Genomic DNA, 25736 nt, shown 5'->3' on the forward strand with positions numbered 1-25736 from the left:
GCATTGTAGATCTCGGTGGTATTTGTAAATAATACGCTGATAAAGTAATAGTATAAATGGTGATCCTCTGCGGAATATACCACAGAGGATCCTTGATATATAAATAGTTATCATCGGAATCGCCGGTGTTTTTCCCGGCTGACGACAGAGCAGGAATGTTATTTTGATTCATAACAAAACCTGAATATTTTACGACAATATAGTATAATTTCTTAAGAAAATATATACTTGAAAAGTGATGTGGAATTGCAGTTTTTCCTGTTGAGCTGATAAATAATAATTATTTTCTGTCAGTATATTAACTATATTATTTTCCGCTGTAACAACGATTGATTTTTATTACATCCTTCCCTCTGTTCATTATCAGCAGTCAATTCATCTAAAATAAGTACCGTGATGACTATGTTCAGACGAAGTCATAAATAATGAAAGGGAAATCTAAATATGAAAGAGTTAAGTATTCTGGAAATTGAAGCAGTTTCTGGTGCCGGTTAATTAATACTATAACCCGCATTATTGACTGTTCCGCAGTCAATATCATATTTTGAGGGAATTCATTATTTTATGAATTCCCGTTTTTTTATCTTTTCCCTGATACTGACGGCCTTTTATTCACCGGATAACCGCAGGCAGGGTTTATTGTGTTCCGCAAAGCCGCACTCGATAACCGAAAAATGAAATGGCGGGGTAAGGCCTTATTATTACCCGGTATTCCGCTGTGGCTGATTATAGTATGCAGTTTTCTGTTTTTAATGGTTTTTCTGACCTTTATCTTGTCCGGCAGCTATACGCGGCGGGTCAGTGTGACCGGAGAAATCACCACCAATCCCCGGGCTGTTACTGTATATGCAGGTGTGCAGGGATTTATTACCGGGCAATATGTGAATGAAGGGCAGATTATCCGCAAAGGGGATCCGGTTTACCGTATTGATACCAGCAGAGCCACAGCCAGCGGTGTGGTCAGTGAAAATCAGCGCCGTGAAATTGAAAATCAGTTACAGCATATCCGTGATATGACCGCCCGTCTCAGAGATAACAAACAGACCACTCTGGCCTTGCTCGAAAAACAAAAGTCCCTTTATGCACAGGCACAGTTGCGATCTGCCGGGATTATTGAACGGGCACAGGAAGGGATCCGCATTATGAAGCAGAATATGGATAATTATCATCATTACCGGGAAAGCGGGCTGATAAATAAAGATCAGTGGCTGAATCAGGCTGCGCTTTATTATTCTCAGCAAAACAGTCTGCTGGGATTAAGCGGACAGAATGAACAGAATATTCTGCAGGTTACGTCTCTGGAAAGCCAGATCCTGACTCAGGCGGCAGAATTTGATAACCGGATTTATCAGCTGGAATTACAACAGTCTGAGCTGATGAAAGAGCAGGTGAATAATGACGCGGGTGGTGAGATTATCGTTCGTGCCCTGACAGACGGCCGTGTGGATTCCCTTGGCGTGACCGTCGGTCAGATGGTCAATCCCGGTGATACCCTGCTGCAGATCCTGCCGGAAAATATCCGTCAGTACTGGCTGGCGCTCTGGGTGCCCAATGACGCACTGCCTTATCTGAATGTCGGTGACGCGGTGAATATCCGTTATGAAGCTTTCCCGGCAGAAAAATTCGGCCAGTTTGCCGCCACCATTCAGGTGATTTCCAAAACCCCTGCCTCTGCACAGGAAATGATGACCTATGCCGGGGCGCCGAAAGTCAGTCAGATGCCGCAGTCCATCCCCTATTACAAAGTGATTGTACGTCCGGAAAAACAGATGATCGCCTATGACGGCCGCGAACTCAGCCTGCAAAACGGCATGAAAGCCAATACCACCCTGTTTCTGGAAAAACGCAAAATCTATCAGTGGATGGTATCGCCATTCTATGACATGAAACAGAGCGCCTCCGGGCCAACAGGAGCAGACACACCATGACAGAACGGACGCTGTTATCTGACCGGGAGGCTGTATGCGCCGTTTATCCCTGAAAAACCTGCTGGAAAAACTCGATCTCAGTCTGCGTCAGCGCATTCCGGTGATCCACCAGACCGAGTCCTCTGAGTGCGGCCTCGCCAGCCTGGCCATGATTTCCGCCCATTACGGCAAAAGTATCGATCTGATTTCCCTGCGCCAGCAGTTCAATCTCTCCGCGCGGGGCGCGACCCTGGCCGGACTGACCGGCATGGCCGCCGAACTGGGCATGACCACCCGCGCGCTGTCACTGGATATGGACGACCTGCCCAATCTGCGTCTGCCGTGTATTTTACACTGGGATTTCAATCACTTTCTGGTGCTGGTGAAAATCAGCGGCAACAAATTTATCCTGCATGACCCGGCCTATGGCCGCCGGGTGGTCGGTATTGAGGAAATGTCGCGCAATTTTACCGGCGTGGCGCTGGAAGCCTGGCCCGGCAGCACCTTCACCAGGCAGGAGGTGGTGAAAAAACTCAGCCTGCGCAAGCTGATCGGCAATATTCACGGGCTGAAAAAAGCGCTGCTGAAAATCTTCGCGTTCTCCGTGGTGATTGAGGCTATCGGCCTGATTATGCCGGTCGGCACACAGCTGGTGATGGACCATGCTATTCCTGCCGGAGATCAGGGGTTACTGTCCCTGATTTGTGTCGGGTTACTGTTCTTTATTCTGCTGAAAGCAGCGGTCAGTATGTGCCGCGCCTGGGCCAGTGTGATTATGGAAACGCTGATCAACGTCCAGTGGCAGTCCGGATTATTCACCCATCTGCTGCGGCTGCCGCTCAGCTATTTTGAGCGGCGCAAACTCGGGGATATTCAGTCCCGTTTCGGCTCGCTGGATATTCTGCGTACCACCTTTACCACCAGCGTGGTCGGGGCGATCATGGACGGTATCATGCTGATCGGCGTGTTTATCATGATGATCCTCTACGGCGGCCATCTCACCTGGATTGTGCTCGGGTTTACCGCCGTATATATCGGGCTGCGGCTGGCGACCTACCGTTATTACCGCCAGCTGTCAGAGGAATCGCTGATCAAAGAGGCGCGCGCCGGGTCGTACTTTATGGAATCCCTCTACGGCATCACCACGGTGAAAACCCAGGGCATGAGCGATCGCCGGGGGAATCACTGGCTGAATCTGAAAGTCGATTCCATCAATACCGGCATCCGCCTGACCAAGATGAACCTGATGTTCGGCGGGGTGAATATTTTTATTATGGCCTGTGACCAGATAGCCATCCTGTGGATCGGCGCAGGTCTGGTGATCGACAACGCCATGACCCTCGGGATGTTTGTCGCGTTCAGCGCCTACCGCGAGCAGTTTTCCGACCGCGCTGCCTCCATCATTGAGTTCCTGCTGCAGCTGCGCATCATGAGCCTGCACAACGAGCGTATTTCCGATATCGCGCTCAACGAGCAGGAAAATAAAAAGCCGGATGTACCGTACGAGCCGCAGATGCAGGCCGCCGGGCTGGAGACCCGCAACCTGGCGTACAGTTACGACAGCCAGTCCGTACCGATCTTCCGCGATATTAATCTGTCGGTTGCCCCCGGTGAAAGTGTGGCGATAACAGGGCCGTCCGGCTCGGGAAAAACCACGCTGATGAAAGTGCTGTGCGGCCTGTTTGAGCCATCGGATGGCAAGGTATTCATTGATAACATTGAGATCCGCCAGCTCGGCGTCAATAACTACCACAAAATGATCGCCTGTGTGATGCAGGACGACAAACTGTTTTCCGGCTCGATCCGCGAAAATATCTGCGGGTTCACCGAAAATCCCGACGAGCAGCTGATGATCGCCTGTGCACAGGCCAGTTATATTCACAACGTGATTATATCGATGCCGATGGGCTATGAAACGCTGATAGGAGAGCTGGGCGAAGGACTGTCCGGCGGGCAGAAACAGCGGATCTTTATTGCCCGCGCCCTGTACCGCAAGCCCCGCATTCTGTTTATGGACGAGGCCACCAGCGCACTGGATAAAGAGAGTGAATCTTACGTCAATCAGGCGATCCGCCAACTGCCGATCACGCGGATTATTATTGCGCACCGCGAGTCGACGATTGAGTCAGCGGACCGCATTATTTCTCTTGGCGGGAAAAACAATAAATAAAGCTACGAAAATATAACCGGAAATAATAATCTCCGGATATGTATTTTATATTACCGTTAGTACTACAACTCTTGTGGCATTTTCTGAATTTTATGCAGAATATCCGGAATCTGTTGTATTTATCTGGTCAAACCGCTGAACCGGGCCAACGAAGCCCTGCGTGAGCGCTGATCCTGTCAGTCAGCCCCGCATATCACAGTGTGATATGCGGGGCTTTCTCTTTATTTGTCATGTGAATGCTTAACAGTATACTGATACCTTAAGGCAGCCGTCCGCTTGCTGACGGTACTCTCTCACTGACAAGGCAGGTGACACCATGACAGACAGACAAGAGGTCTTACCCCAGCGTATCAGCGCGCGGATTAAAGATGTCGGCGGCGTGCCGGTATCCCGTGCATTACCGGTAAAAGAGCGCCGTCAGATAGGCGCCTGGTGTTTTCTGGATCATGCCGGTCCGGCAGTTTTCAAAGGGGATGACGGCATGAAAGTCGGGCCACATCCGCACATCGGCTTACAGACGTTCACCTGGATGCTGGAAGGTGAGGTGCTGCACCGGGACAGCCTCGGATCAGAGCAGATTATCCGCCCGGGACAGGTGAATCTGATGACAGCCGGACGCGGTATCACACATACCGAAGATTCCGCCGGCAGAAATGCCCGTCTGCATGCCGCCCAGCTCTGGATTGCCTTACCTCCGGCGGACAGCACCATCGCGCCGCGCTTTGACCACTATCCTGATTTACCTGTCTGGCATCATGACCAGGTGAGTTTCACATTACTGACCGGCGAATATGGTGATCACCGTTCGCCGGTTCTGCATTTTTCCCCGCTGATCGGCATGGATTTGCTGGCACAGCAGGCAACACAAACCACACTCGATACCCGGCCGGACTTCGAATACGGCTTCTTTGTGCTGGAGGGCCAACTGACATACCGCGGTGAAGTTTATACCGCCAATGAGCTGGTGTATGTCGGTGAAGGGTTGTCCTCTGTCACACTGACACTGATGAAGGGCTCGCGGTTGCTGTTGCTGGGCGGTACACCGGTGCAGGAACGGATAATGATGTGGTGGAATTTTGTCGGCTACGACGTACAGACACTGCAGCAGGCTGTCAGTGACTGGAACAATGGCGATATCCGGTTCGGTACTGTTGAAAATGACCCCCGCGAGCCGCTGCCCGCACCATCGTATCCCGCATCCCGCCTGTAACAGGCAATAGCTGATACACTCTGAATGCAATAATTCTTATTAATGATAGTTGAAATGATTGGCATTCAGAGTGCAGTATTATCCCGTATTTCACGCTAGAATAAACCAGTTAATGGTCGTTATGTTGCTGAACTGAACATAACTTTTCTGTTGTTCCATAACTGAGGTGAACTATGAAAGCAGCTGTTGTCGCAAAAAATAAGACCGTAGAAATCAAAGAGAAAACATTACGCCCTCTGAAATATGGAGAAGCCCTGCTGAAAATGGAATGCTGCGGCGTGTGTCACACTGACCTGCATGTAAAAAATGCTGATTTTGGTGATGTCTCCGGTGTGATCCTCGGGCATGAAGGTATTGGTGTGGTGACGGAAATCGCGGAAGGGGTCACCTCACTGAAAGTCGGCGATCGTGCCAGTGTTGCATGGTTTTTCCGTGGCTGCGGCCATTGTGAATACTGTAACAGCGGCAAAGAAACTTTCTGCCGTGAAGTTAAAAATGCCGGTTATACCGTGGACGGCGGTATGGCGGAAGAGTGCATTGTGACTGCGGATTATGCGGTAAAAGTGCCGGATGGTCTGGATTCAGCCGCGGCGAGCAGTATTACCTGCGCCGGTGTCACCACTTATAAAGCAATTAAAGTTTCCGGCATCAAACCGGGTCAGTGGCTGGCGATTTACGGTCTCGGTGGATTAGGCAACCTGGCGCTGCAATATGCCAAAAACGTCTTTAATGCCAAAGTGATCGCTATTGATGTCAATGATAAACAACTGGCACTGGCAAAAGAGATGGGCGCCGATCTGATCCTGAATCCGAAAACCGATAATGTCGATGAAATCATTCAGAAAGACCTCGGCGGCGCGCATGCAGCGGTCGTTACCGCAGTAGCCAAATCCGCATTTAACTCGGCGGTCGGCAGTGTCCGTGCCGCAGGGCGTGTTGTGGCGGTCGGTCTGCCGGTGGAAACCATGGATCTGAGTATTCCGCGTCTGGTACTGGACGGTATCGAGGTTGTCGGTTCGCTGGTGGGAACCCGCGAAGATCTGAAAGAAGCATTCCGTTTTGGTGCCGAAGGCAAAGTGGTACCAAAAGTGGCGATGCGCCCGCTTGAAGACATTAATGCCATCTTTGAAGAGATGGAGCAGGGCAAATTTACCGGCCGTATGGTCATTGATTTTAAAAACAAAAAATAATCGATCCGGTTATTTGCTGCAATATCCTTTAGCCGCCCGCCTGCGGGCGGTTAATGAGATGATCCCCCCCGCCCTGTGAGCGGTATGCTGACAGGGTGTTTTTCTTTCAGGAGAGGCCATCATGCAAAGCGTTGTTGCACAAAAAATTCACGCGAACCAAACTGATTGAATTTTTAACGGGATGTTCATCAGTGACGATTGTGACGGAAGCCTGTGCCGAAGCTATATATGAGACAGCATCCCGTCCGTCTGTGAGATTTGTAAAACCGCGAACGGAATCCCGGCAGGTTATGCAGGCTTTGCATCCTGGCTCAGTTACTGCTCCGATAGCATGATCATTACCAATATTTAATGGTTCAGATATGGGCGAATGGGCGCTGCTGCACTGGATGGAAAAAGCTCAATATAAATATCAACGAATTAAATTATAAAGAAAAGCCGGTTAATAAAATACTGAAAAACTTTAAGTGTCCGGCGGATATTTAAACAATAGATATTTATAAGTAAGAGTATTCAGTTTCTTATTTAATTGTGAGGTTTTTCTGTTAATTATCAGAGCGATTTTCTTATATTGATAAATGGCTGCTTATTATGAAAATAAAGACAATTTTTTCAGGGTTGGAAAATGGTTCGGGAAGAAATAAAATTAAAGGTAATCAAGTAATTCAGCGTATTAGCCGCCAGTGAAGCCAATTAAATATCAATCAATCGCTTAACAATAGAGTGATTACAAAGCAAATCCCATGGTACTTTGTTGTCCCGGTATCAGAAAAGAAAGACGCGTTTTATCTCGGTGCTTTCAGTTTTCTCTGTGATGATAAATGTGTGGTTCTGTACATAAAGGTTGCGGATAAATGGATAATCAGACACCTGAGTATGGTATCAAATATTATTTTCTGGTGTTCCCGGATAACGATATTACTCTCCGCTGCGGGAATCAGTTCTCCTGAAACCCCGGTTTCAGTTTAATAACAACGGGTATGAACAGTATCAGTGGCCGGGAGACTATGATGAACCGGCTGTCGGTGAGTTTCTGGCGCGTGTCCGCAATGAGGAGCAGGGGGGCCGGGCTCCCGGGCTGCCGGTTCCGGTGAAATATACGGTGATACACGGCTATCAATGTGATAACCGGGATTATTAAATTGAGAAGGCAATCGATTGTCATGCCGTGAGTCCTGAAAAATTACATTTCACAGGGGTAATAAAAATGCGGCGGGTATCTCGTTTTTAATGGCAAAATTCGTCAAAAAACCGGAATCCGGTCACGAAACACAGCATTTATGCTGATAAAAAATCGCGCTGGTCTGAATTTTGCTCAATCGTTTAAATGATGAACAGATACCCAGGCTGGGTTCGTCATCATAGTGAGACACCCTGACGCCAGGGGTCATTTTCCGAGATCTTCGAATCGAAGCCGGGGAGTCCCGGTTGTAAGGGAGTCTGTTTCATGAGCAATCATAGTGTGGATCAAGCACAGGAACCGGTTAAGCCCGTTATTGACGAAGTTGAAGAAATATTACCTGCGGGAAAACTGATGATGCTGGGATTACAGCACGTACTGGTGATGTATGCCGGTGCAGTAGCGGTACCGCTGGTTATCGGTGACCGGCTGGGGCTGAGCAAGGAAGTGGTGACACTGCTTATCAGTTCGGATCTGTTTTGCTGTGGTATCGTGACACTGTTGCAGTGTATTGGTATCGGGAAATTTGCCGGTATCCGTCTGCCGGTGATTATGTCTGTGACGTTCGCGGCGGTGACGCCGATGCTGGCTATCGGTGCCAACCCGGATATCGGCCTGATGGGGATTTTCGGCGCCACCATTGCGGCGGGGGTACTGACAACGCTGATAGTCCCGCTGATGGGAAAACTGATGCCGCTTTTCCCCAATATGGTCACCGGTATTGTGATCACCTCTATCGGGCTGAGTATCATGCAGGTGGGGATCGACTGGGCTGCCGGGGGTAAAGGTAACCCGGAATATGGTCATCCGCTCTACCTCGGTATCTCATTTGCGGTTCTGCTGTCTATCCTGTTTATCACCAAATTCTGTAAGGGTTTTCTCTGTAATATCTCGGTATTACTGGGGATTATCTTTGGTTTTGTGTTGTCGCTGATGTGCAATGAGGTCAGTTTCGACGGCTATGCGGATGCGCCCTGGTTCAAACTGGTTACCCCGATGGCGCTGGGAACACCAACGTTTGAGCCGATTTCCATTATCACCCTCAGTGTGGTGCTGCTGATTGTCTTTATTGAATCGATGGGGATGTTCCTGGCGCTCGGGGAAATCGTCGGCCGTCCGGTCGGAAAAGATGACATTGTGCGCGGACTGCGGGTGGACGGGATCGGGACAGTTATCGGTGGTCTGTTCAATAGTTTCCCGCATACCTCATTTTCCCAGAACGTCGGGCTGGTGGGCGTGACAAAAGTCCACAGCCGCTGGGTGTGTGTAGTCTCCGGATTTATCCTGATCATCTTTGGTCTGCTGCCGAAAATGGCGGTGGTGATTGCCTCTATTCCGCAGTTTGTGCTCGGCGGGGCGGGGCTGGTGATGTTCGGCATGGTACTGGCGACAGGGATCCGCATTCTGTCCCGTGTTGATTACAGTGGCAATAATTACAATCTCTATATTGTGGCGATAAGCCTGGGGGTCGGGCTGACACCGACACTTTCCGGTAATTTCTTTGCCAAACTGCCGATGTTCTTACAGCCGCTGCTGCACAGCGGGATCCTGCTGGCCACTGTCAGTGCGGTGATCCTGAACCTGTTCTTTAATGGTTATCATCCGAAAAAAGAAAGCCCGGCAACGTGATCTGACTCACTAAGCATAACCCGGAGTGGTGATTGACACCGATGCAGAAAAGCATCGGTGTTTTTTTATGGACGGGCGTATACTGGATTATCAGTAAGCACAATTATTGGCAATCTAAATCATATCAGTAAGGCCGTACTATGAGTGGAATCATCACGGAGCATGAACCTTTCGGCACATTACTGGGCTATGCGCCCGGCGGTGTGGCTATCTATTCCTCTGACTACGATACCATCACGGAAGCAGAGAAAGAGGATGATATTTCCTTCCGCAGTTATATCGGAAATGAATATATGGGATACAAATGGCAGTGTGTGGAATTTGCCCGCCGCTTCCTGTATCTCAATTACGGTGTGGTGTTTACCGATGTCGGTATGGCGTACGAGATTTTTTCCCTGCGTTTTCTGCGTCATGTGGTGGATGACAGTATTCTGCCGCTGCGTGCGTTTAAAAACGGATGCCAGCAGGCGCCGGTAGCGGGGGCATTGCTTATCTGGCAGGAAGGGGGCGAATTTAAACGCACCGGTCATGTGGCGGTGATAACCCAGGTGTGTGCGGATAAAGTCCGGATTGTGGAGCAGAACGTCATCCACCATAAACTGCCGCGCGGTCAGCAGTGGACCCGCGAGCTGCCGATGCATGTCAAAGACGGTTATTACACCCTGTCAGATACTTTCACGGATACACAGATCCTCGGCTGGATGATCCAGACAATTGATGATGAGTATGCCTGGACAGAGCCGGCGGTGGATCCTGCGCTGATGACACTGCATGCTGCCCGTCTGGATGAGAAAGCCGATTTCACCGGTAAATGGCTGGATGAATCGGATCCGATGGAAAAAGCCTATGTCAAAGCCAATCACGGCCACAATCTGAATGCGGATCCGCATGAATATTTCACCATTTCAGAGACTGCCGAAAATGCACTGATGCAGGCAACCAACGAAGTCCATCTGATGTACCTGCACGCCACGGAAAAAGTGCTGAAAGATGATAATCTGCTTAAATTATTCAATATCCCGGAAATCCTCTGGCCGAGACTGCGGCTCTCCTGGCAGAACCGGCGTCACGATATGGTGACCGGCCGGCTGGATTTCTGCATGGATGAGCGCGGTCTGAAAGTGTATGAATACAATGCGGATTCTGCCTCCTGTCATGCAGAAACCGGGGTGATTATTAATAAATGGGCGAAACAGGGCGGGCTGACCGAAGGCTGGGATCCGGGGGAACGCCTGTCAGAAATGCTGGCGGATATCTGGAAACACACCTCGGCCAAGCCGTTTATCCATATTATGCAGGATAAAGACAGCGAGGAAGATTATCACGCCCTCAATATGGCGCGGGCCATCACGGCGGCAGGGTACGGATACCGGGTCATTCACGGGCTGGATGAACTGAGCTGGAACGAAAGCGGACAGGTCATCGACGGTGAAGGGCGCGTGCTTAAATGTGTCTGGAAAACCTGGGCGTGGGAAACGGCGCTGGAACAACTGCGTCAGGAAAGTGAAAGCGACCGGACATACTCCGCACTGCCTATCCGTACCGGCCATCCGCGTCATGGAGATGATGTGCGGCTGATTGATGTGCTGCTGCGCCCGGAAATCCGTGTATTTGAGCCACTGTGGACGGTGATCCCGGGCAACAAAGCGATTCTGCCGATCCTGTGGTCGCTGTTCCCGCATCATCCTTATCTGCTGGATACAGAATTTGAACTCAGCGACGAACTGCGCCGGACCGGTTATGCGGTTAAACCGATCGCCGGACGCTGCGGCAGCAATATCGGGCTGGTGGATCACCGCGACGAAGTGCTGGATGAAACCTGCGGCCGTTTCGGTGAGCAGGAAAACGTTTATCAGCAGCTCTGGTGTTTACCGAAAGTGGCAGGCCGCTATATCCAGATGTGCGCTTTTACCGTCGGCGGTCACTACGGCGGTGTCTGCCTGCGTTCGGATCCGTCTCTGGTTATCAAAAAAGAGAGTGATATCGAGCCGCTGCGGGTTCTGGAGGATAAGGACTTTCTGGCAGAGAGCTGATTCCTGACCGTTGTGCTTCTCCCGGGCAGCCCCCGTATTCACCGGTGGCTGCCCGTTTTTATATCCTTTTGATCTGATTTATGTTTCCTTTTTTTCCGCGATCGTACTCCTTTCCCGTATAAAAATCAGGGTTAAAAAATAGTGGTCAACCGCGATAAAAATCATTATTGTTATATTATAACATAACAAAGTGAGGCGACCATGAAACCCGATATTCATCCGGATTACCGGACAGTCATCTTCCACGACACCGCAGCAGACGTGTATTTCAAAGTCGGATCCACTATCAGAACGGAAAGAACCATTGAGTTTGAAGGGCAGACTTATCCTTATGTCACTCTGGATGTCTCATCTCATTCTCATCCGTTCTATACCGGCAAACAGAAAACACACTCTCAGGAAGGGAATGTGGCCCGTTTTGCCAAGCGCTTCGGGCGTTTTGTACATTAAAAGAAGAGGAAAAACCGATGCAGGTATTAAGTTCACTGAAAAGTGCGAAACAGCGTCATCCGGACTGTAAAATTGTCCGTCGTCGCGGCCGTATCTATGTGATTTGTAAGTCCAACCCGCGTTTTAAAGCCGTACAGGGGTGATTATGACAGCTAAATCAGTTCTCCCGTTACTGTTACTGGCGGGATTATTCAGCGGTGCGGCAGCAGCACACGGACACCATCACGACAAACCGCAGACAGAAGCACAGCGCAAGGCCGCAGAAGGGATTTTTGCTGATAAGGATGTCAAAGACCGGCAACTGAGCGACTGGGATGGCGTCTGGCAGTCTGTTGAGCCTTACCTGGCCAGCGGCGAGCTGGACCCGGTGATGCAGGCGAAAGCCGCGAAGAACGGCGATAAAACGGCAGAAGAGTATCGCGCTTATTATACAAAGGGATATAAAACCGATGTGGATATGATTGGTATTGAAAATAATATCATCGAATTCCATCGCGGGGATAAGGTGGATCAGTGTGAGTATCAGTATGCCGGTTACCGGATCCTGAATTACACTTCCGGCAAGAAAGGGGCACGTTATCTGTTTGAGTGCAAAGATAAAAACAGTCATGCACCGAAATATATCCAGTTCAGCGACCATATCATTGCACCGGAAAAAGCGGGTCATTTCCACCTGTATATGGGCAATGAGTCCCAGGAGGCACTCCTGACTCAACTGGATAACTGGCCGACCTATTATCCTTATACGATGAGCGGAAAAGATATCGTTCACGAAATGTTGCACCACTGACAGCAAAGCTGCACAGCAATATAAAGCCGGCAGCCCGGAAACAGAGATTGTTTCCGGGCTGTTTTGTTATTTCATTAACAGATGAATATAAAGCTTGATTAATCGTGTCAGTTCAAAATAAAATAAGAATAAGCGATTCAGCAAGCCAGATTAAACAGATTTTCCGCAATAAACATCAGGTCTTTTTTGTTTTTATTTCAGGCTTATTTATTTGATATTAGTCACGGTATTTATGTAACGATAAAGGGCGCATTTCAGCGTTGTTATTCTAAGGTCATGAAAACAAACAGATGTTTGCTTATATAACAACCCGCACATAACAGATTGATAGATATGAAAATTATTTTTAATTAAATCCTCTTTTTTTGATGGTTATTATTTTGTGTTTTTTATTTTATTTTTGAAGATATAAAAAACATGATCTCCCTCCGGTTTTTCTGCTGAAAACGCACTCTCCTCATTTTACGATCATCCCTTAAATTCCGGCGAAATCTTTATTTCAGCGCTTTACTTTGTAGCGGACAAAAAATAAAACAAGCACATGTTTAATAACCAACAAGTGTCCGCTTATGACCAGTCGAGAAAAACAAATCCTTCAGATCCTCCGGCGTGACCCGCTCATTCCGCAGCAGGAACTGGCCGGTGTATTAGGTATCAGCCGCTCTGCGGTGGCCGGACATATCATGAATCTGATGAATAAAGGCTACATCAAGGGTAAAGGATACATCCTCTCCGAGCACCGCTATGTGGTGACTGTCGGTTCAGCCAATATGGATGTTTGTGGTTATTCTGACCTGAATCTGGTGTATGAAGATTCTAATCCCGGTCACATTAAATGTTCACCCGGCGGGGTCGGGCGCAATATCGCCCAGAATATTGCCCTGCTGGGCTGTGAGTCTCATTTTATCTCCGTTATCGGTGATGATTTCTACGGTAACACCCTGTATGAGCAGGCAAAACTGGCCGGTGTGAATGTCAGTAATCTGCACCGCCTGCACGGGGAAACCACCTCCACCTACCTGTCACTGCTGGATCCGCAGGGTGAAATGATCACCGCGATCAATGACATGCGCATCCTGGAAAAACTGACCCCGGCGTTACTGGCAACCTCCCGCGACCTGATCCGGCACGCCGGTGTGCTGGTGGCGGACTGCAATCTGTCAGAAGGCGCGCTGGAGTGGCTGTTTACCAATGCGGGCAATGTACCGGTCTTTGTCGATACCGTTTCCGCGTTCAAAGCAAACAAAATCAAGCCGTGGCTCAGTCATATCCACACCCTGAAACCGAACCGCTTTGAGGCGGAAATTCTCACCGGTATCAAAGTGGAAAACAAACAGGATGTGGTGCGTGCCGCCAATGCCCTGCATGAGCAGGGGGTACAGCGCATTGCCCTGAGTATGGGCGGCGAAGGTGTTTATTACAGCGAGGCGGGCGGTGAAAACGGCTGGTCGAAGCCGTTCAGTGTCCACATTGTCAATGTGACCGGTGCCGGTGACGCCATGATGGCAGGCCTTGCCCGCTGCTGGCTCGAAGGCGAGCCGCTGTCACAGAGTATCCGTTTTTCCCAGGGCTGCTCCGCCCTGACGCTCGCCAGCGAGCTGACAAATAATCCCGGTCTGTCAAAAGACAGTGTTCACAAACTAATGGAATCACAAGCATGAAAACTCAACAACTGAACGCAGAATATCTGGATATTTCCCCTGAGGTTGCACAGGCGCTCGCGGAGAAAAAGCCGGTTGTGGCACTGGAATCCACCATTATTTCTCACGGCATGCCGTATCCGGACAACGTGAAAATGGCACTGGAAGTTGAACAGCGTATCCGTGACAACGGTGCGATCCCGGCTACGATTGCGGTCATTAACGGCCGCATGAAAGCGGGTCTGTCTCATGATGAGATTGAGATGCTCGGCAAAGAAGGCCACAAGGTGATGAAAGTGAGCCGCCGCGACCTGCCGTTTGTGATTGCACAGGGCATTCACGGTGCGACGACCGTTGCCTCCACCATGATTATCGCGGAAATGGCCGGGATTGCTGTTTTTGCCACCGGCGGGATCGGCGGTGTGCACCGTGGTGCGGAACACACCTTTGATATCTCAGCAGATTTACAGGAACTGGCACAAACCAATGTGGCGGTTGTCTGTGCGGGTGCCAAATCTATCCTGGATCTGGGGCTGACCACAGAATATCTGGAAACCTACGGCGTACCGGTTGTCGGCTATCAGACGGATAAATTACCGGCATTCTTCTGCCGTGAAAGCGAATTCCCGGTCACTATCCGCATGGAAACCCCGGAAACCGTGGCAAAAGCACTGCACGCCAAGTGGGCGACCGGGCTGAACGGCGGCATGGTAATTGCCAACCCGATCCCGCATGAGTTTGCCATGCCGGAAGAAACCATCAACAGCGCGATCGCACAGGCTGTGCGCGAAGCGGATGAGCAGGGCATTAACGGCAAAGCAAGCACGCCGTTCCTGCTGGCCCGTGTGGCAGAGCTGACCGGCGGTAACAGTGTTAACTCCAACATTGAACTGGTGTTCAACAACGCGAAACTGGCTGCCCGTATCGCCTCCGCTTATCAGCAACTGTAAGCGGCTGACCGGTTACCGGTCATAACAACGAATGAAATACCTGACCCGGTAAGGTGCTGATCTCACAATCAGCCTTTACCGGGCATTGCAGCATACAACTGATGAGTATAATAACTACGGGGCCGGATTATGGATTTATTACGGAGTTTGGCGGGGATCGGCGTTTTATTACTGATAGCATTTCTTTTTTCGGTGAATAAACGGAAAATCAGTCTGCGCACTGTCGGCGCGGCACTGCTGTTACAGGTGGCACTCGGTGCCATCATGCTGTATATCCCGGCGGGGAAATGGTTTATTCAGACCATCGCGTCGGGTGTGAACAACGTTATTGCCTACAGTGACGCGGGCAGTTCCTTTATTTTCGGCAGCCTGGTTGGTCCGAAAATGGACGTGTTATTTGACGGAGCCGGGTTTATCTTCGCATTCCGCGTTTTACCGGCCATTATCTTTATCACTTCTCTGATCGCGATTTTGTATTACCTCGGCATTATGCGCTGGGTGATCAACGTTCTGGCGTATGTCTTCCAGAAGACCATGAAAATCAGCAAGATCGAGTCCTTTGCTGCGGTGACCACCATTTTCCTCGGTCAGAATGAGTTACCGGCGGTACTGAAACCCTTTGTCAGCCGGATGAATAACAATGAATTATTCACCGTGATTTGCAGCGGCATGGCCTCCATTGCCGGGTCAATGCTGGTGGGTTACGCCGGACTGGGTGTGCCGATTGAATATCTGCTGGCGGCGTCTCTGATGGCGATTCCGGGCGGGATCCTGTTTGCGCGGATGTTAAGTCCGGCGACACAGGAATCCACCGTGGAATTCACCGAAATCTCCTTTAGTGAAAAACGACCGGCCAGTATTATTGAGGCGGCGGCAGGCGGTGCGATGCTCGGGCTGAAGATTGCTGTCGGCGTGGCAACGGTGGTGCTGGCGTTTGTGGCGCTGATTGCCCTGATTAACGGCCTGATTGGCGGCCTCGGCGGCGTTATGGGTTTTGAGGGCGTCAGTCTGCAAAGCCTGTTCGGCTATATTTTCTCACCGCTGGCGTATCTGATGGGCGTGAGCAGTGAGCACATTGCGCTGGCAGGCAGCCTGATCGGCGAAAAACTGGCGATCAACGAGTTCGTGGCCTATGTGGATTTCTCCCCGCATTTACACGACGGCACACTGGATGCCAAAACGATTGCAGTGATCTCCTTTGCCTTATGCGGTTTTGCCAACTTCGGCTCGATTGCGGTAGTGGTCGGGGCGTTCAGTGCGGTTGCGCCGGAGCGGGCATCTGATATCGCCCGTGTCGGGATCCGCGCACTGCTGGCGGCGACATTATCCAACCTGATGAGTGCCACTATTGCCGGATTGTTTATCGGTCTGGCCGTGGCACCGGGTGTCTGACCGGTTCAGATGAATGTCCGGTATTTACAGACGCTTCCTTATAAAGGAAGCGTCTGTTACCAGCTGATACGATTCAATTTTTTTTATTCCGCTTAAGACCGCGTCAGGTCAAAAAAACAAATCCCGCTCCCCGTTAAAGTAAAAAAAATCCGGTAGCCCTGTTGCGCGTGTGTTATTGCCTTCCTGCATCCGCAGAATTTGACCCGCCCCGCAAAATGACCATAAAACCGACAAAGAAGGGCCGAATGTGCCCGGTTATTGCATGGTTACCAATACCGAAAACCCGGAAAGCGATAGGTGAACATGAACAAATGTATAGTTGCGGACAGCCAGAAATGCATCGGGTGTCACGCCTGCGAAATTGCCTGCGTTGTCGCGCATAATGATCACCACTGGCCACATGACAGCCGTGATTACGCCCCCCGTATCCGTGTCATGTTCAAAGAGAGTGACAGCCTCGCTGTCACCTGCCGCCAGTGCGAAGACTCCCCCTGTGCCGCTGCCTGCCCGGTGGATGCCCTGTATGTGGCGGACAATATAGTCAAACTGGATCAGGAAAAATGTATCGGCTGTAAAAGCTGTGTGCTGGTCTGCCCGTTCGGGGCGATGGAAATGGTGATGACGTTCGATCACTCGCACGAACTGGCGCAGAAATGCGATTTATGTGATACCACCGGCGGGTCGCCCGCGTGTGTGGCTAACTGCCCGACCAGCGCACTCAGCATCCTGGATGAACACAAACTGGTGATCCTGCGCAATGACCGCCTGATGCGGGCAGCCACCGGTGCATACAACCAGGCGCGTCAGTCGGAAATCCGTTTTGAGATCCTCAAACGTCCGCCGCGTGAAGGAACAAAGAAACAGAGTGCGGCCCTGCGTAAAAATCATTTCGGCGAAATCTATATCGGGCTGAATGAACAGTGTGCCGGTTATGAAAGTGAGCGCTGTCTGTACTGCTCACAAAAGGCGATGTGTAACCTGTCATGCCCGCTGCATAACGCTATTCCGGATTTCGTCCGTCTGGTGCGTGAAGGCAAAATTATTGAGGCGGCGGAGCTGAGTAACTCAACCAGTTCGCTGCCGGAAATCTGCGGCCGTGTCTGCCCGCAGGACAGATTGTGTGAAAGCCGCTGTACGCTGCGTAACCACGGCGGCGCGGTCACTGTCGGGAACATCGAACGCTATATCACAGATACCGCCTTTGAGATGGGCTGGCGTCCGTCTGTGGCGGAGGATGTGGTTCCGCGTCCGGAACGTGTCGCGATTATCGGTGCCGGACCGGCCGGGCTGGGCTGTGCGGATGTGCTGACCCGTGCCGGGGTGAAAGCTGAGGTGTTTGAGCGCCATCCGGAAATCGGCGGACTGCTGACCTTCGGGATCCCGCCGTTCAAGCTGGACAAACAGCTGATGGCACAGCGGCGGCAGATTTTCACGGATATGGGGATCACCTTCCATCTGAACTGTGAAGTCGGCAAAGATATCCCGTTCAGCCGCCTGATGAGCGAGTATGATGCAGTACTGCTGGGTGTCGGCACCTACGGCATGATGAAAGCCGGGCTGGAACATGAAGATTCCCCGGGCGTGGTGCAGGCACTGCCGTTCCTGATCGCCAGTACCCGCGAAGTGATGGGGTTGCCGGTGGCGGATGAATATCCGTGGATTGATGTGGAAGGGAAAAAAGTGGTGGTGCTCGGCGGCGGTGATACTGCGATGGACTGTGTCCGTACTGCTGTCCGCCGTGGTGCTGAGAGTGTTATCTGCGCCTACCGCCGTGACGAGGCCAGTATGCCGGGCTCGAAGAAAGAGGTGATCAACGCCCGTGAAGAGGGTGTGGAATTCCTTTATAACGTGCAGCCGCAGTTTATTGACCGCACTGAGCAGGGAGCCGTCAGCGGTATCGGGCTTATCCGCACACAACTCGGTGAACCGGGGCCGGATGGCCGCCGTCGTCCGAAACCAGTGGAAGGCTCTGAATTTATCCTTGATGCGGATGTGCTGATTATGGCGTTCGGCTTCCAGTCTCATCCGATGCCGTGGCTCAGCGGTTATAATGTCCAGCTGGATAAATGGGGACAAATTAAAACCGGCGGCAACGGCCGCATGAGTAACCAGACCACCAACCCGAAAATCTTTGCTTCCGGTGATGCGGTGCACGGCGCGGATCTGGTGGTCACCGCTATGGCTGCCGGTCGTCAGGCCGCCCGCGAGATGCTGAGTATGTTCGATGAACAGGCACAGTCACCGCAGGCGATGGTCAGTAACGCATAACAGAGAGCAGTAAAACAAAACCGCGATAATGATTATCGCGGTTTTTTTACGGGCAGAAATCAGAGGGGTCAGATAACGCGTTTGTTCTCCGCACTCATGGCCATATCCGGCAGATCACGCTCTGCATCCGGGATATCCAGCATGGCTTCCAGCTCGTCAGCCAGCATGTCCGGTTCTTCTTCATTGGCCGCACCACGCGGTTGTCCGACAGGGATCAGCAGATTCAGGATAATCGCCGTCAGACCGCCGACACAAATCGGGTTCTCGGCAAGAATATATAAAGACGGCGGCAGGATGCTGAAGATCTGCGGGTCATAAGAAACACCCAGCCCGAGACCCAGGGATGTTGCCACAATCAGGGTTTCGCGGCGGCGCAGGCCGTTGGAGATAATAATGCGCAGCCCGGCAATGGCAATCATGGAGAACATCAGTGTCATTGCCCCGCCCAGTACCGGTGCCGGAATGGTGGTAAAGAACCAGCCGATACTCGGGAACAGGCCGAGGAACACCAGGATCACAGCAATGAAACGCCCGATATAACTGGAAGCCACACCGGTCATCTGGATCACACCGTTGTTCTGGGCAAAGGTGGTCAGCGGCAGTGAGCCGAGGGCTGACGCGATAACGGACACCACACCATCCGCCATTACACCGCCTTTCAGCCGGTTCTGGTACACCTCACCTTTAATCGGCTGATTGGACACCATAGCTGTCGCCGTCAGGTTGCCGACCGCTTCCAGCACGCTGAGGATATAAATAATGGCAACCACCAGGAAGTGGGTGAAATTAAATGAGAAGCCGAATTTAAACGGCACCGGCACCGTAATAAACGCGGTGTTCTGATAGGTGCTGAAATCCACCAGCCCGAGGAACAGCGAGGCAATGTAGCCTGCCACCAGGGCAATGGCGATCCCGCCCATCCGCAGCAGCGGGCTCTTGCAGCAGTTAAAGCCGATCACCACCAGCAGGACCAGTAATCCCACACCGATATTTTCATAGTTGCCGTATGTGCCGGCTGATTTGGCGGAGAAACCGCCGCCGAAGTCGATAATCCCGACCTTGATAAGGCTCAGGCCGATCATCAGCACCACCACGCCGCTGACAGTCGGGGTGATTATCCGGCGCAGATAAGGCAGCACAAAAGAGGAACCGACAACCAGGAAAGCACCGGCGAAAGAGACGCCGAGCAGAGAGGACAAAATCAGTTCTTCATGGATCCCGTCACTGCGCATGGCGGTGCCGATGGCAATCATGGCAGTCACAAATGAGAAGTTGACGGACTGAATGGATAACAGGCCGGAGCCCATCGGCCCGTAGCGGTTAACCTGTATCCAGGTGCCGATGCCGGAGGCAATCATAACCATAGAAACCAGATAAGCTGTGGTATCGGCGGATAAATCCAGGGCTTTGCCCACAATCAGGGCAGGCATCACCATCGGAACAAACAGGGCCAATAAATGGGTTACCGCACCAAGAAGGGCCTGGAAAAACGGGGGCTTGTCGTCCAGCTGATAGATTAGATCAGAGGTTGGATGATTGAGATCTGACATCCTTCTCTCCTTTATAATAAATGGAATGAGAGGTCATACGTCGGCCTCAGCGGATCGTTTGGTACAGGGAATAAAGCAATAACTGAACCAGCGGCGCGACAAAGAAATAAAAATGTGAGAGATCTCTTAAATCATCTGCGATTTGTGAAACGTGTCACCGGGGATTTGCGAAAGGCTTTCCGTACCGGTCAGCCGGGCGGGAGAAAAGCAGAGTGAACAGGGTTTGTACAGTATGAGAATGATATCATCTCATTTTGATAATGAAACGGCAGTGATAATGGTATCCCTCCGGAACCTTTACGCCGGAAGGAGATGCAGATACCCTGCAGAGTGACTATCGCGTTAATTAAATTTTATTTAAATAAGATATTTCCATTTTTTGTTAATGGAATTATATTAGAAATTAGTTTATTAAATTATGAATGCTAATTAAGAATGTGCAATTATCTTAAATAAACCGGCAAAGGTAAAAGTGAATTACGTTATTTTGCTGATATTTATTATGTAAATTAATGTTTTCATGTTGTTTTTTTTGTTATATCATCGGCATGTTATTGTTCAGGGTAAATAATTCCGGTATAGTCAGGTTATAAATATGATTTTTATAATCAATGTGTTGTATGTATTTTGATGAAATTGCGGATTATTCATGAGATGAGTATTATCCTAAAAATACGGCAGTATCATATAAAATAATTTGGCCTTAAATTTTATCAAAATAATCATATGACATGCTCGTCCGGATTTTTTGTCTGTTTGTATTAATAACGCGGTGTTTTATTGTGTGTTTGCATAGTTCATCATTTTTTTATGTCATAAACAAAAGAAGAAATACTAATAAAAGGAATGAGGTGAAAAATCAAGCTATTTACGCATAAAGCTAATCCATTTCTTATTGACGATATATTTTATGATGATAATTTTTAACTTCAATAGGGACTGAGTTATGTTTATTTTCTTTCTGGTAAATATATTCCTTGTTTTAAACTGAGCATTTTCTTATTGGTCTTTGTGTTTTTTAAATGTAAATTGAAATTGTGTTTACGTTATTATTCTCAGTTTTAATTAAGTATCGGGATGTTGTTTTATAACTCACGCCCGGCGTGAACTGTAAATTAATCTTCAGATATCTCACTGAAAATATTAAAAAATGCAGTTATTACAGATGTTTCTTATAACCGGAGTGTTATAAGTTAATATGCCCGCAAGGATGCGAATATAACCTGACTGACTCGTTATTATCTTAAAAAAATAAAGGAATTATTTTTTAATGATTTAGCGGGATAACGGATATATCCCGCGGGGACATAAACGGATGTTACCGGACAAGGTTGCCCGGTGTAAACGGACTTACCACACGGATGTATTATCAGGGAGCCTGTGTTTTATCATCACAGGTAATAAAAGGATTTACCCCGGGAAGGGAACGGTAAAAGGAATTTACCGTTACAAGGAAGTAAGAGCGGACAGGTGTCATGCCCCGATGCTCTGATGAAAACGGACTTTCACTGCAGTGCGCATGACAAATCAGAGCAGTTAAGTGTTGTCAGTACAAGGTAAAACATCGGTAATTATGGCGACCCTGTTGACGGAATACAGCAAGGTCGCCAATTTTTTTCTGTTACCGGGCGTTTTTCAGACGATTTACCGCTTCCGCCAGCAGTGCGCGCGGCGTACCGAAGTTAATCCGCAGATACTGTTCACCATCCGCCACATAATGACTGCCGTCCTCAACCACCACGCCGGTCTGCCGGGCATAATCCAGTGTCAGTTCTGTCGCTGTGCGTCCGGTGGCGCTGATATTCACCCAGGCGAGGTAAGAGGATTCCGGCTGCATCATCTGCCAGTCAGGGAAATGCTCTGCAACGGCCTGTGTCAGATAATCCGCATTGCCTCTCAGGTAGTTGTTCAGCTCATCCAGCCAGTCCGTGCTGTTGTTGTAAGCCTCAATAATGCCCCATACCCCGAACAGATTAGGTGAGGTAATGGAGTTTTTCTCCAGCTGACGGCGGAACTGTGCCCGCAGTGCCGGGTCGGGAATGATGCTGTAAGAGGTTTTCAGCCCGCCGAGGTTAAAGGCTTTGTTCGGTGAGGTCAGGAGGATCAGATTCTCCGGCGCTGCACATCCCGGGCGCAGACAGCCGGTGAAGCTGCCATACAGCACATGTTCCGCATGCACTTCATCAATCACCAGCAGCACACCGTATTGCAGACACAAATCCGAGACCTGTTTTATTTCCGCCGCCGTCCAGATACGGCCGGACGGATTGTGCGGCGAGCAGAACAGCCAGACTTTCGGCCGGTGTTCGCGCATCTGCGCCTCAATATGGTCAAAATCAAGGTGATAGCGGTTATCCCGCGCCACCAGTGGATTGGTCAGCACGGTAACATTCTGCCGGGTCACAGCATGGGCGAACGGATCATACACCGGTGTATTCATCATCACACAGTCGCCCGGCTGACAGAATGCCTGCACCAGATAGTGCAGGGTGGAAACCGTACCGTAACTGAGTGTCACCCACTCCCGCAGAACCGTGACCTGATGGCGCTCTGCCTGGAAGCGGACCACCGCATCGTAAAATTCATCAAAGCACCAGGTGTAGCCGAAGGTACCGTGCTGTGCCACCTGCGTGAACCGCTCAATCACCGCCGGCGGGGATTTGAAATCCATATCCGCTATCCACAGCGGAATGAAATCCTGCGGGACCTCCCCGAAGCGGGAACAGACATACTGATGATCCCATTTCCGGCAGCGGTCACTTTTGCGCTCAATTATTTCATCAAAATCGTACATGCTCAGTTCCTGTTAAATTAAAGCTTCAATGCCGGATTTCACACTCTGCACCTGCGGGCCGATAATTACCTGCACACTGTGGGCATCCAGTACCACCACAGAGAGGGCACCGGCTTCTTTCAGGGTTTTCTGATCCACCTTGTCCATATCTTTCACCACCAGACGCAGACGGGTGATACAGTTATCCAGCGAATCAATATTCTCTTTGCCGCCGAGTGCGGTGAGGATCAGGTTGTGATCGTATTTGGCTTTGCCGCGTGCTTTTGTATTGGCTTTCACCGCCTGTTCGGCACCGTCAGCGGCATCTTCACGGCCCGGCGTTTTGACATCATGCTTCAGAATGTACCAGCGGAAGACAAAGAAGTAGATAGCGAACCAGATAATCCCGACCGGGAACACCAGATACCATTTGGTGGCCGTTCCCTGCATGATGCCGAAGATCAGCAGATCGAGAATCCCGCCGTCAGTGTTCCCGATAGTCACGCCGAGCAGTGCCATCACCAGCAGGGCAAGACCGGACATAATAATGTGGAAGATATAGAGCACCGGTGCGATAAACAGGAACAGGAATTCAATCGGCTCGGAAATTCCGGTCACGACGGAAACCAGTACCCCGGACAGTAATAACCCTTTGATCACCGGACGGTTCTCCGGTTTCGCGGTGCGGTAGATAGCATAAGCGACCGCAGGCAGACCAAAGATAAAGGTCGGCATAAAGCCCTGTGACAGGAACGCGGTGACATGCGGGCTGAACGGCAGACCGGCTTTCAGTTCGGCATAAAAAATATTCAGTGCCCCGGCGACTTCATAACCGTCAACAAATTCCGTGCCCCCGGCCGGGGTAAAACGCACCATCGCCAGCAGAATATGATGCAGCCCGAACGGCTTGAGCAGCAGCACGCCGACGCCGTACAGGAACGGGCCGAAAACATCTGTGCTCTGAATAATATGGCCGATCCCGGCAATGCCCATGGCGACATATTTCCACAGGAACGGGATCGCGAGGCCGACCAGTGACAGCGTCAGCGCGGTGATAATCGGCACAAAACGGATGCCGCCGAAAAACGCGAAAGCATCATGCAGAACCGTATCCTGAAACCGCTCATGCAGGAAATAGGTGATAACACCGACCACAATCCCGCCCAGCACGCCCATTTCGAGGGTCTGGATCCCCAGCACAACAGACTGTCCGACCTGCTTCATCATCGCCGGGTCGGCAAGCTGGTGGGTGACGGTCAGGTAATAGTTGATGCTCATGTTCATCAGCATATAGCCGACAAACCCGGCAAAGGCGCCGACCGCTTTGTTACGGTTTGCCAGTCCGAACGGAATAGCCATGGCAAACATCACCGGCAGATAGGTAAAGGCAAAGCCGCCGACCATCGCCATAAAGCCGAAGGTCAGCTGAACAAATTCATTACCGAGAAACGGAAAACTGCTGATAGCGGAAGGACTGGTGACCGAACTGCCTATCCCGAGTAATAACCCCATGAATGCCAGTAACGAGACGGGAAACATAAAGGTTTTCCCGAGACTTTGAAAAAATTCCCAGAGTTTGGATTTAAACGACTTTTCCTGCGACATCGTAGAGTACTCCTCAGCTTCTTTATAATTTATTGGTTAAGGGGTGTTACGGGACAGTATTTTTTATTGTTGTTTTTTTATTATTTTTTCGCAGATGAAAAAGGCGGCACTGCGGGGGAACACAGTGCCGCCTGACGGGTTACAGAAGCTGACCTTCCGCACCACAGACCCTGATTTTATCGCGGACCACCGCTTTCATGGCATCCATACCGACCCGCATGTAATAGCGCGGATCGTTGCCGTCCGGATTCTCCGCAAACCAGGCGCGGACCGCTCCGGCAAAGGCGATTTTCAGCTCGGTGGCGACATTGACTTTGCACACCCCCAGCTCAATGGTGCGGCGGACATCCGCATCCGGCACATCACTCGCGCCGTGCAGCACCAGCGGGATATCCGTAATACTGCGGATTTTTTCCAGCCGGGCAAAATCAATTTTCGGACGGCTGGTATACAGGCCGTGAGCGGTACCGATAGCCACTGCCAGGCTGTCGATGCCGGTCAGTTGTGCAAAACGGCGCGCTTCATCCGGGGAGGTCAGAAAGGCACTTTCCGCATCCACATCCATATCATCCTCAACGCCGCCGAGACGGCCGAGTTCCGCTTCCACACTGCAATCCTGACTGTGACAGAAATCCACCACGGATTTGACCAGCGCGACATTCTCCTCAAACGGAAAATGACTGCCGTCGATCATGGCACTGCGCACGCCCTGGCCGACTTTGGTGCGGATATCGTCAAGAGTTTCGTGGTGGTCAAGATGCAGCGCGACCGGCATGGAAAACGAGCGGGAATAGGCGTCACACAGTGCATAAATTTCCGGGAAGCTGATGTGTTTAAAGGTGCCCGGCGTGCCCGCCAGAATCACCGGTGCACGCAGTTCCGCACAGGCTTCCAGAATGGCCTGAATAGTTTCGGCGTTATGGATATTAAACGCCGGAACCGCATAGCCATTGGCCTGTGCATGTGTGAGCAGATATTTGGTTGAGATGATCCCCATGA

Annotated in this window: 17 protein-coding genes and 1 pseudogene; 14 read left to right on the plus strand and 4 right to left on the minus strand. The window is 50.6% G+C overall.

Annotated features, from left to right (window positions below):
* Positions 1-641 precede the first annotated feature (641 nt).
* The 14 genes and pseudogenes from GN208_RS15730 (at position 642) to GN208_RS15795 (ending at position 18809) form a co-directional block, all read left to right on the plus strand.
* Positions 642-1928, plus strand: a complete 1287-nt coding sequence (locus GN208_RS15730) for an HlyD family secretion protein (RefSeq protein ID WP_015422938.1) — start codon at positions 642-644, stop codon at positions 1926-1928.
* Positions 1929-1962: 34 nt separating this feature from the next.
* A complete protein-coding gene (locus GN208_RS15735; protein WP_004237687.1) occupies positions 1963-4077 on the plus strand; it encodes a peptidase domain-containing ABC transporter in 2115 nt (704 codons plus the stop codon).
* A 316-nt stretch (positions 4078-4393) separates the two neighbouring features.
* Positions 4394-5287: a pirin family protein gene (locus GN208_RS15740; RefSeq protein ID WP_004237688.1), complete on the plus strand. Its 894-nt coding sequence runs from the start codon at positions 4394-4396 to the stop codon at positions 5285-5287.
* A gap of 173 nt (positions 5288-5460) precedes the next feature.
* Positions 5461-6477 (plus strand): alcohol dehydrogenase AdhP, encoded by a 1017-nt coding sequence (gene adhP, locus GN208_RS15745; protein ID WP_004237690.1) that lies wholly within the window; start codon positions 5461-5463, stop codon positions 6475-6477.
* A gap of 95 nt (positions 6478-6572) precedes the next feature.
* Positions 6573-6782, plus strand: a pseudogene (locus tag GN208_RS15750) (IS110 family transposase); the annotation flags it as partial.
* Positions 6783-7924: 1142 nt separating this feature from the next.
* Complete coding sequence (locus GN208_RS15755) at positions 7925-9286, plus strand: nucleobase:cation symporter-2 family protein (RefSeq protein WP_004237693.1); 1362 nt, start codon at positions 7925-7927, stop codon at positions 9284-9286.
* 140 nt (positions 9287-9426) lie between these two features.
* The gene (gene gss / locus GN208_RS15760; RefSeq protein ID WP_004237694.1) at positions 9427-11319 is read left to right on the plus strand and encodes a bifunctional glutathionylspermidine amidase/synthase; all 1893 of its coding nucleotides are present in this window, start codon (positions 9427-9429) and stop codon (positions 11317-11319) included.
* Between the two features lie 201 nt (positions 11320-11520).
* The gene (locus GN208_RS15765) at positions 11521-11769 is read left to right on the plus strand and encodes a type B 50S ribosomal protein L31 (protein ID WP_004237695.1); all 249 of its coding nucleotides are present in this window, start codon (positions 11521-11523) and stop codon (positions 11767-11769) included.
* A gap of 17 nt (positions 11770-11786) precedes the next feature.
* Positions 11787-11912 carry a type B 50S ribosomal protein L36 gene (gene ykgO / locus GN208_RS15770; RefSeq protein ID WP_004237696.1) on the plus strand — a complete coding sequence of 42 codons (126 nt, stop codon included), beginning with the start codon at positions 11787-11789 and terminating at the stop codon, positions 11910-11912.
* 2 nt (positions 11913-11914) lie between these two features.
* Positions 11915-12559: a metal-binding protein ZinT gene (gene zinT, locus GN208_RS15775; protein WP_004237697.1), complete on the plus strand. Its 645-nt coding sequence runs from the start codon at positions 11915-11917 to the stop codon at positions 12557-12559.
* A gap of 569 nt (positions 12560-13128) precedes the next feature.
* Positions 13129-14220, plus strand: coding sequence for a PfkB family carbohydrate kinase (locus GN208_RS15780; protein WP_004237698.1), 1092 nt, complete (start codon positions 13129-13131; stop codon positions 14218-14220).
* On the plus strand, positions 14217-15149 hold the full coding sequence (locus GN208_RS15785; protein WP_004237699.1) for a pseudouridine-5'-phosphate glycosidase: 933 nt from the start codon (positions 14217-14219) through the stop codon (positions 15147-15149). The genes GN208_RS15780 and GN208_RS15785 overlap by 4 nt, the downstream gene beginning before the upstream one ends.
* A gap of 129 nt (positions 15150-15278) precedes the next feature.
* Positions 15279-16541 carry a NupC/NupG family nucleoside CNT transporter gene (locus GN208_RS15790; protein WP_004237700.1) on the plus strand — a complete coding sequence of 421 codons (1263 nt, stop codon included), beginning with the start codon at positions 15279-15281 and terminating at the stop codon, positions 16539-16541.
* 303 nt (positions 16542-16844) lie between these two features.
* Positions 16845-18809: an FAD-dependent oxidoreductase gene (locus GN208_RS15795; protein WP_032098351.1), complete on the plus strand. Its 1965-nt coding sequence runs from the start codon at positions 16845-16847 to the stop codon at positions 18807-18809.
* Positions 18810-18877: 68 nt separating this feature from the next.
* Here the strand turns inward: GN208_RS15795 and GN208_RS15800 are convergent, their stop codons facing one another.
* From GN208_RS15800 to kbaY, 4 genes are all read right to left on the minus strand, one after another.
* Positions 18878-20359, minus strand: coding sequence for a nucleobase:cation symporter-2 family protein (locus GN208_RS15800; protein WP_015422934.1), 1482 nt, complete (start codon positions 20357-20359; stop codon positions 18878-18880).
* 1621 nt (positions 20360-21980) lie between these two features.
* A complete protein-coding gene (locus GN208_RS15805; protein WP_004237704.1) occupies positions 21981-23153 on the minus strand; it encodes a PatB family C-S lyase in 1173 nt (390 codons plus the stop codon).
* Between the two features lie 12 nt (positions 23154-23165).
* On the minus strand, positions 23166-24737 hold the full coding sequence (gene malX, locus GN208_RS15810; protein ID WP_004237705.1) for a maltose/glucose-specific PTS transporter subunit IIBC: 1572 nt from the start codon (positions 24735-24737) through the stop codon (positions 23166-23168).
* A gap of 139 nt (positions 24738-24876) precedes the next feature.
* The gene (gene kbaY, locus GN208_RS15815; protein WP_004237706.1) at positions 24877-25734 is read right to left on the minus strand and encodes a tagatose-bisphosphate aldolase subunit KbaY; all 858 of its coding nucleotides are present in this window, start codon (positions 25732-25734) and stop codon (positions 24877-24879) included.
* Positions 25735-25736: the final 2 nt, after the last annotated feature.

Origin of the sequence: Morganella sp. HSTU-ASny43, assembly GCF_022819185.1 — a bacterium.
Lineage (GTDB): Bacteria > Pseudomonadota > Gammaproteobacteria > Enterobacterales > Enterobacteriaceae > Morganella > Morganella morganii.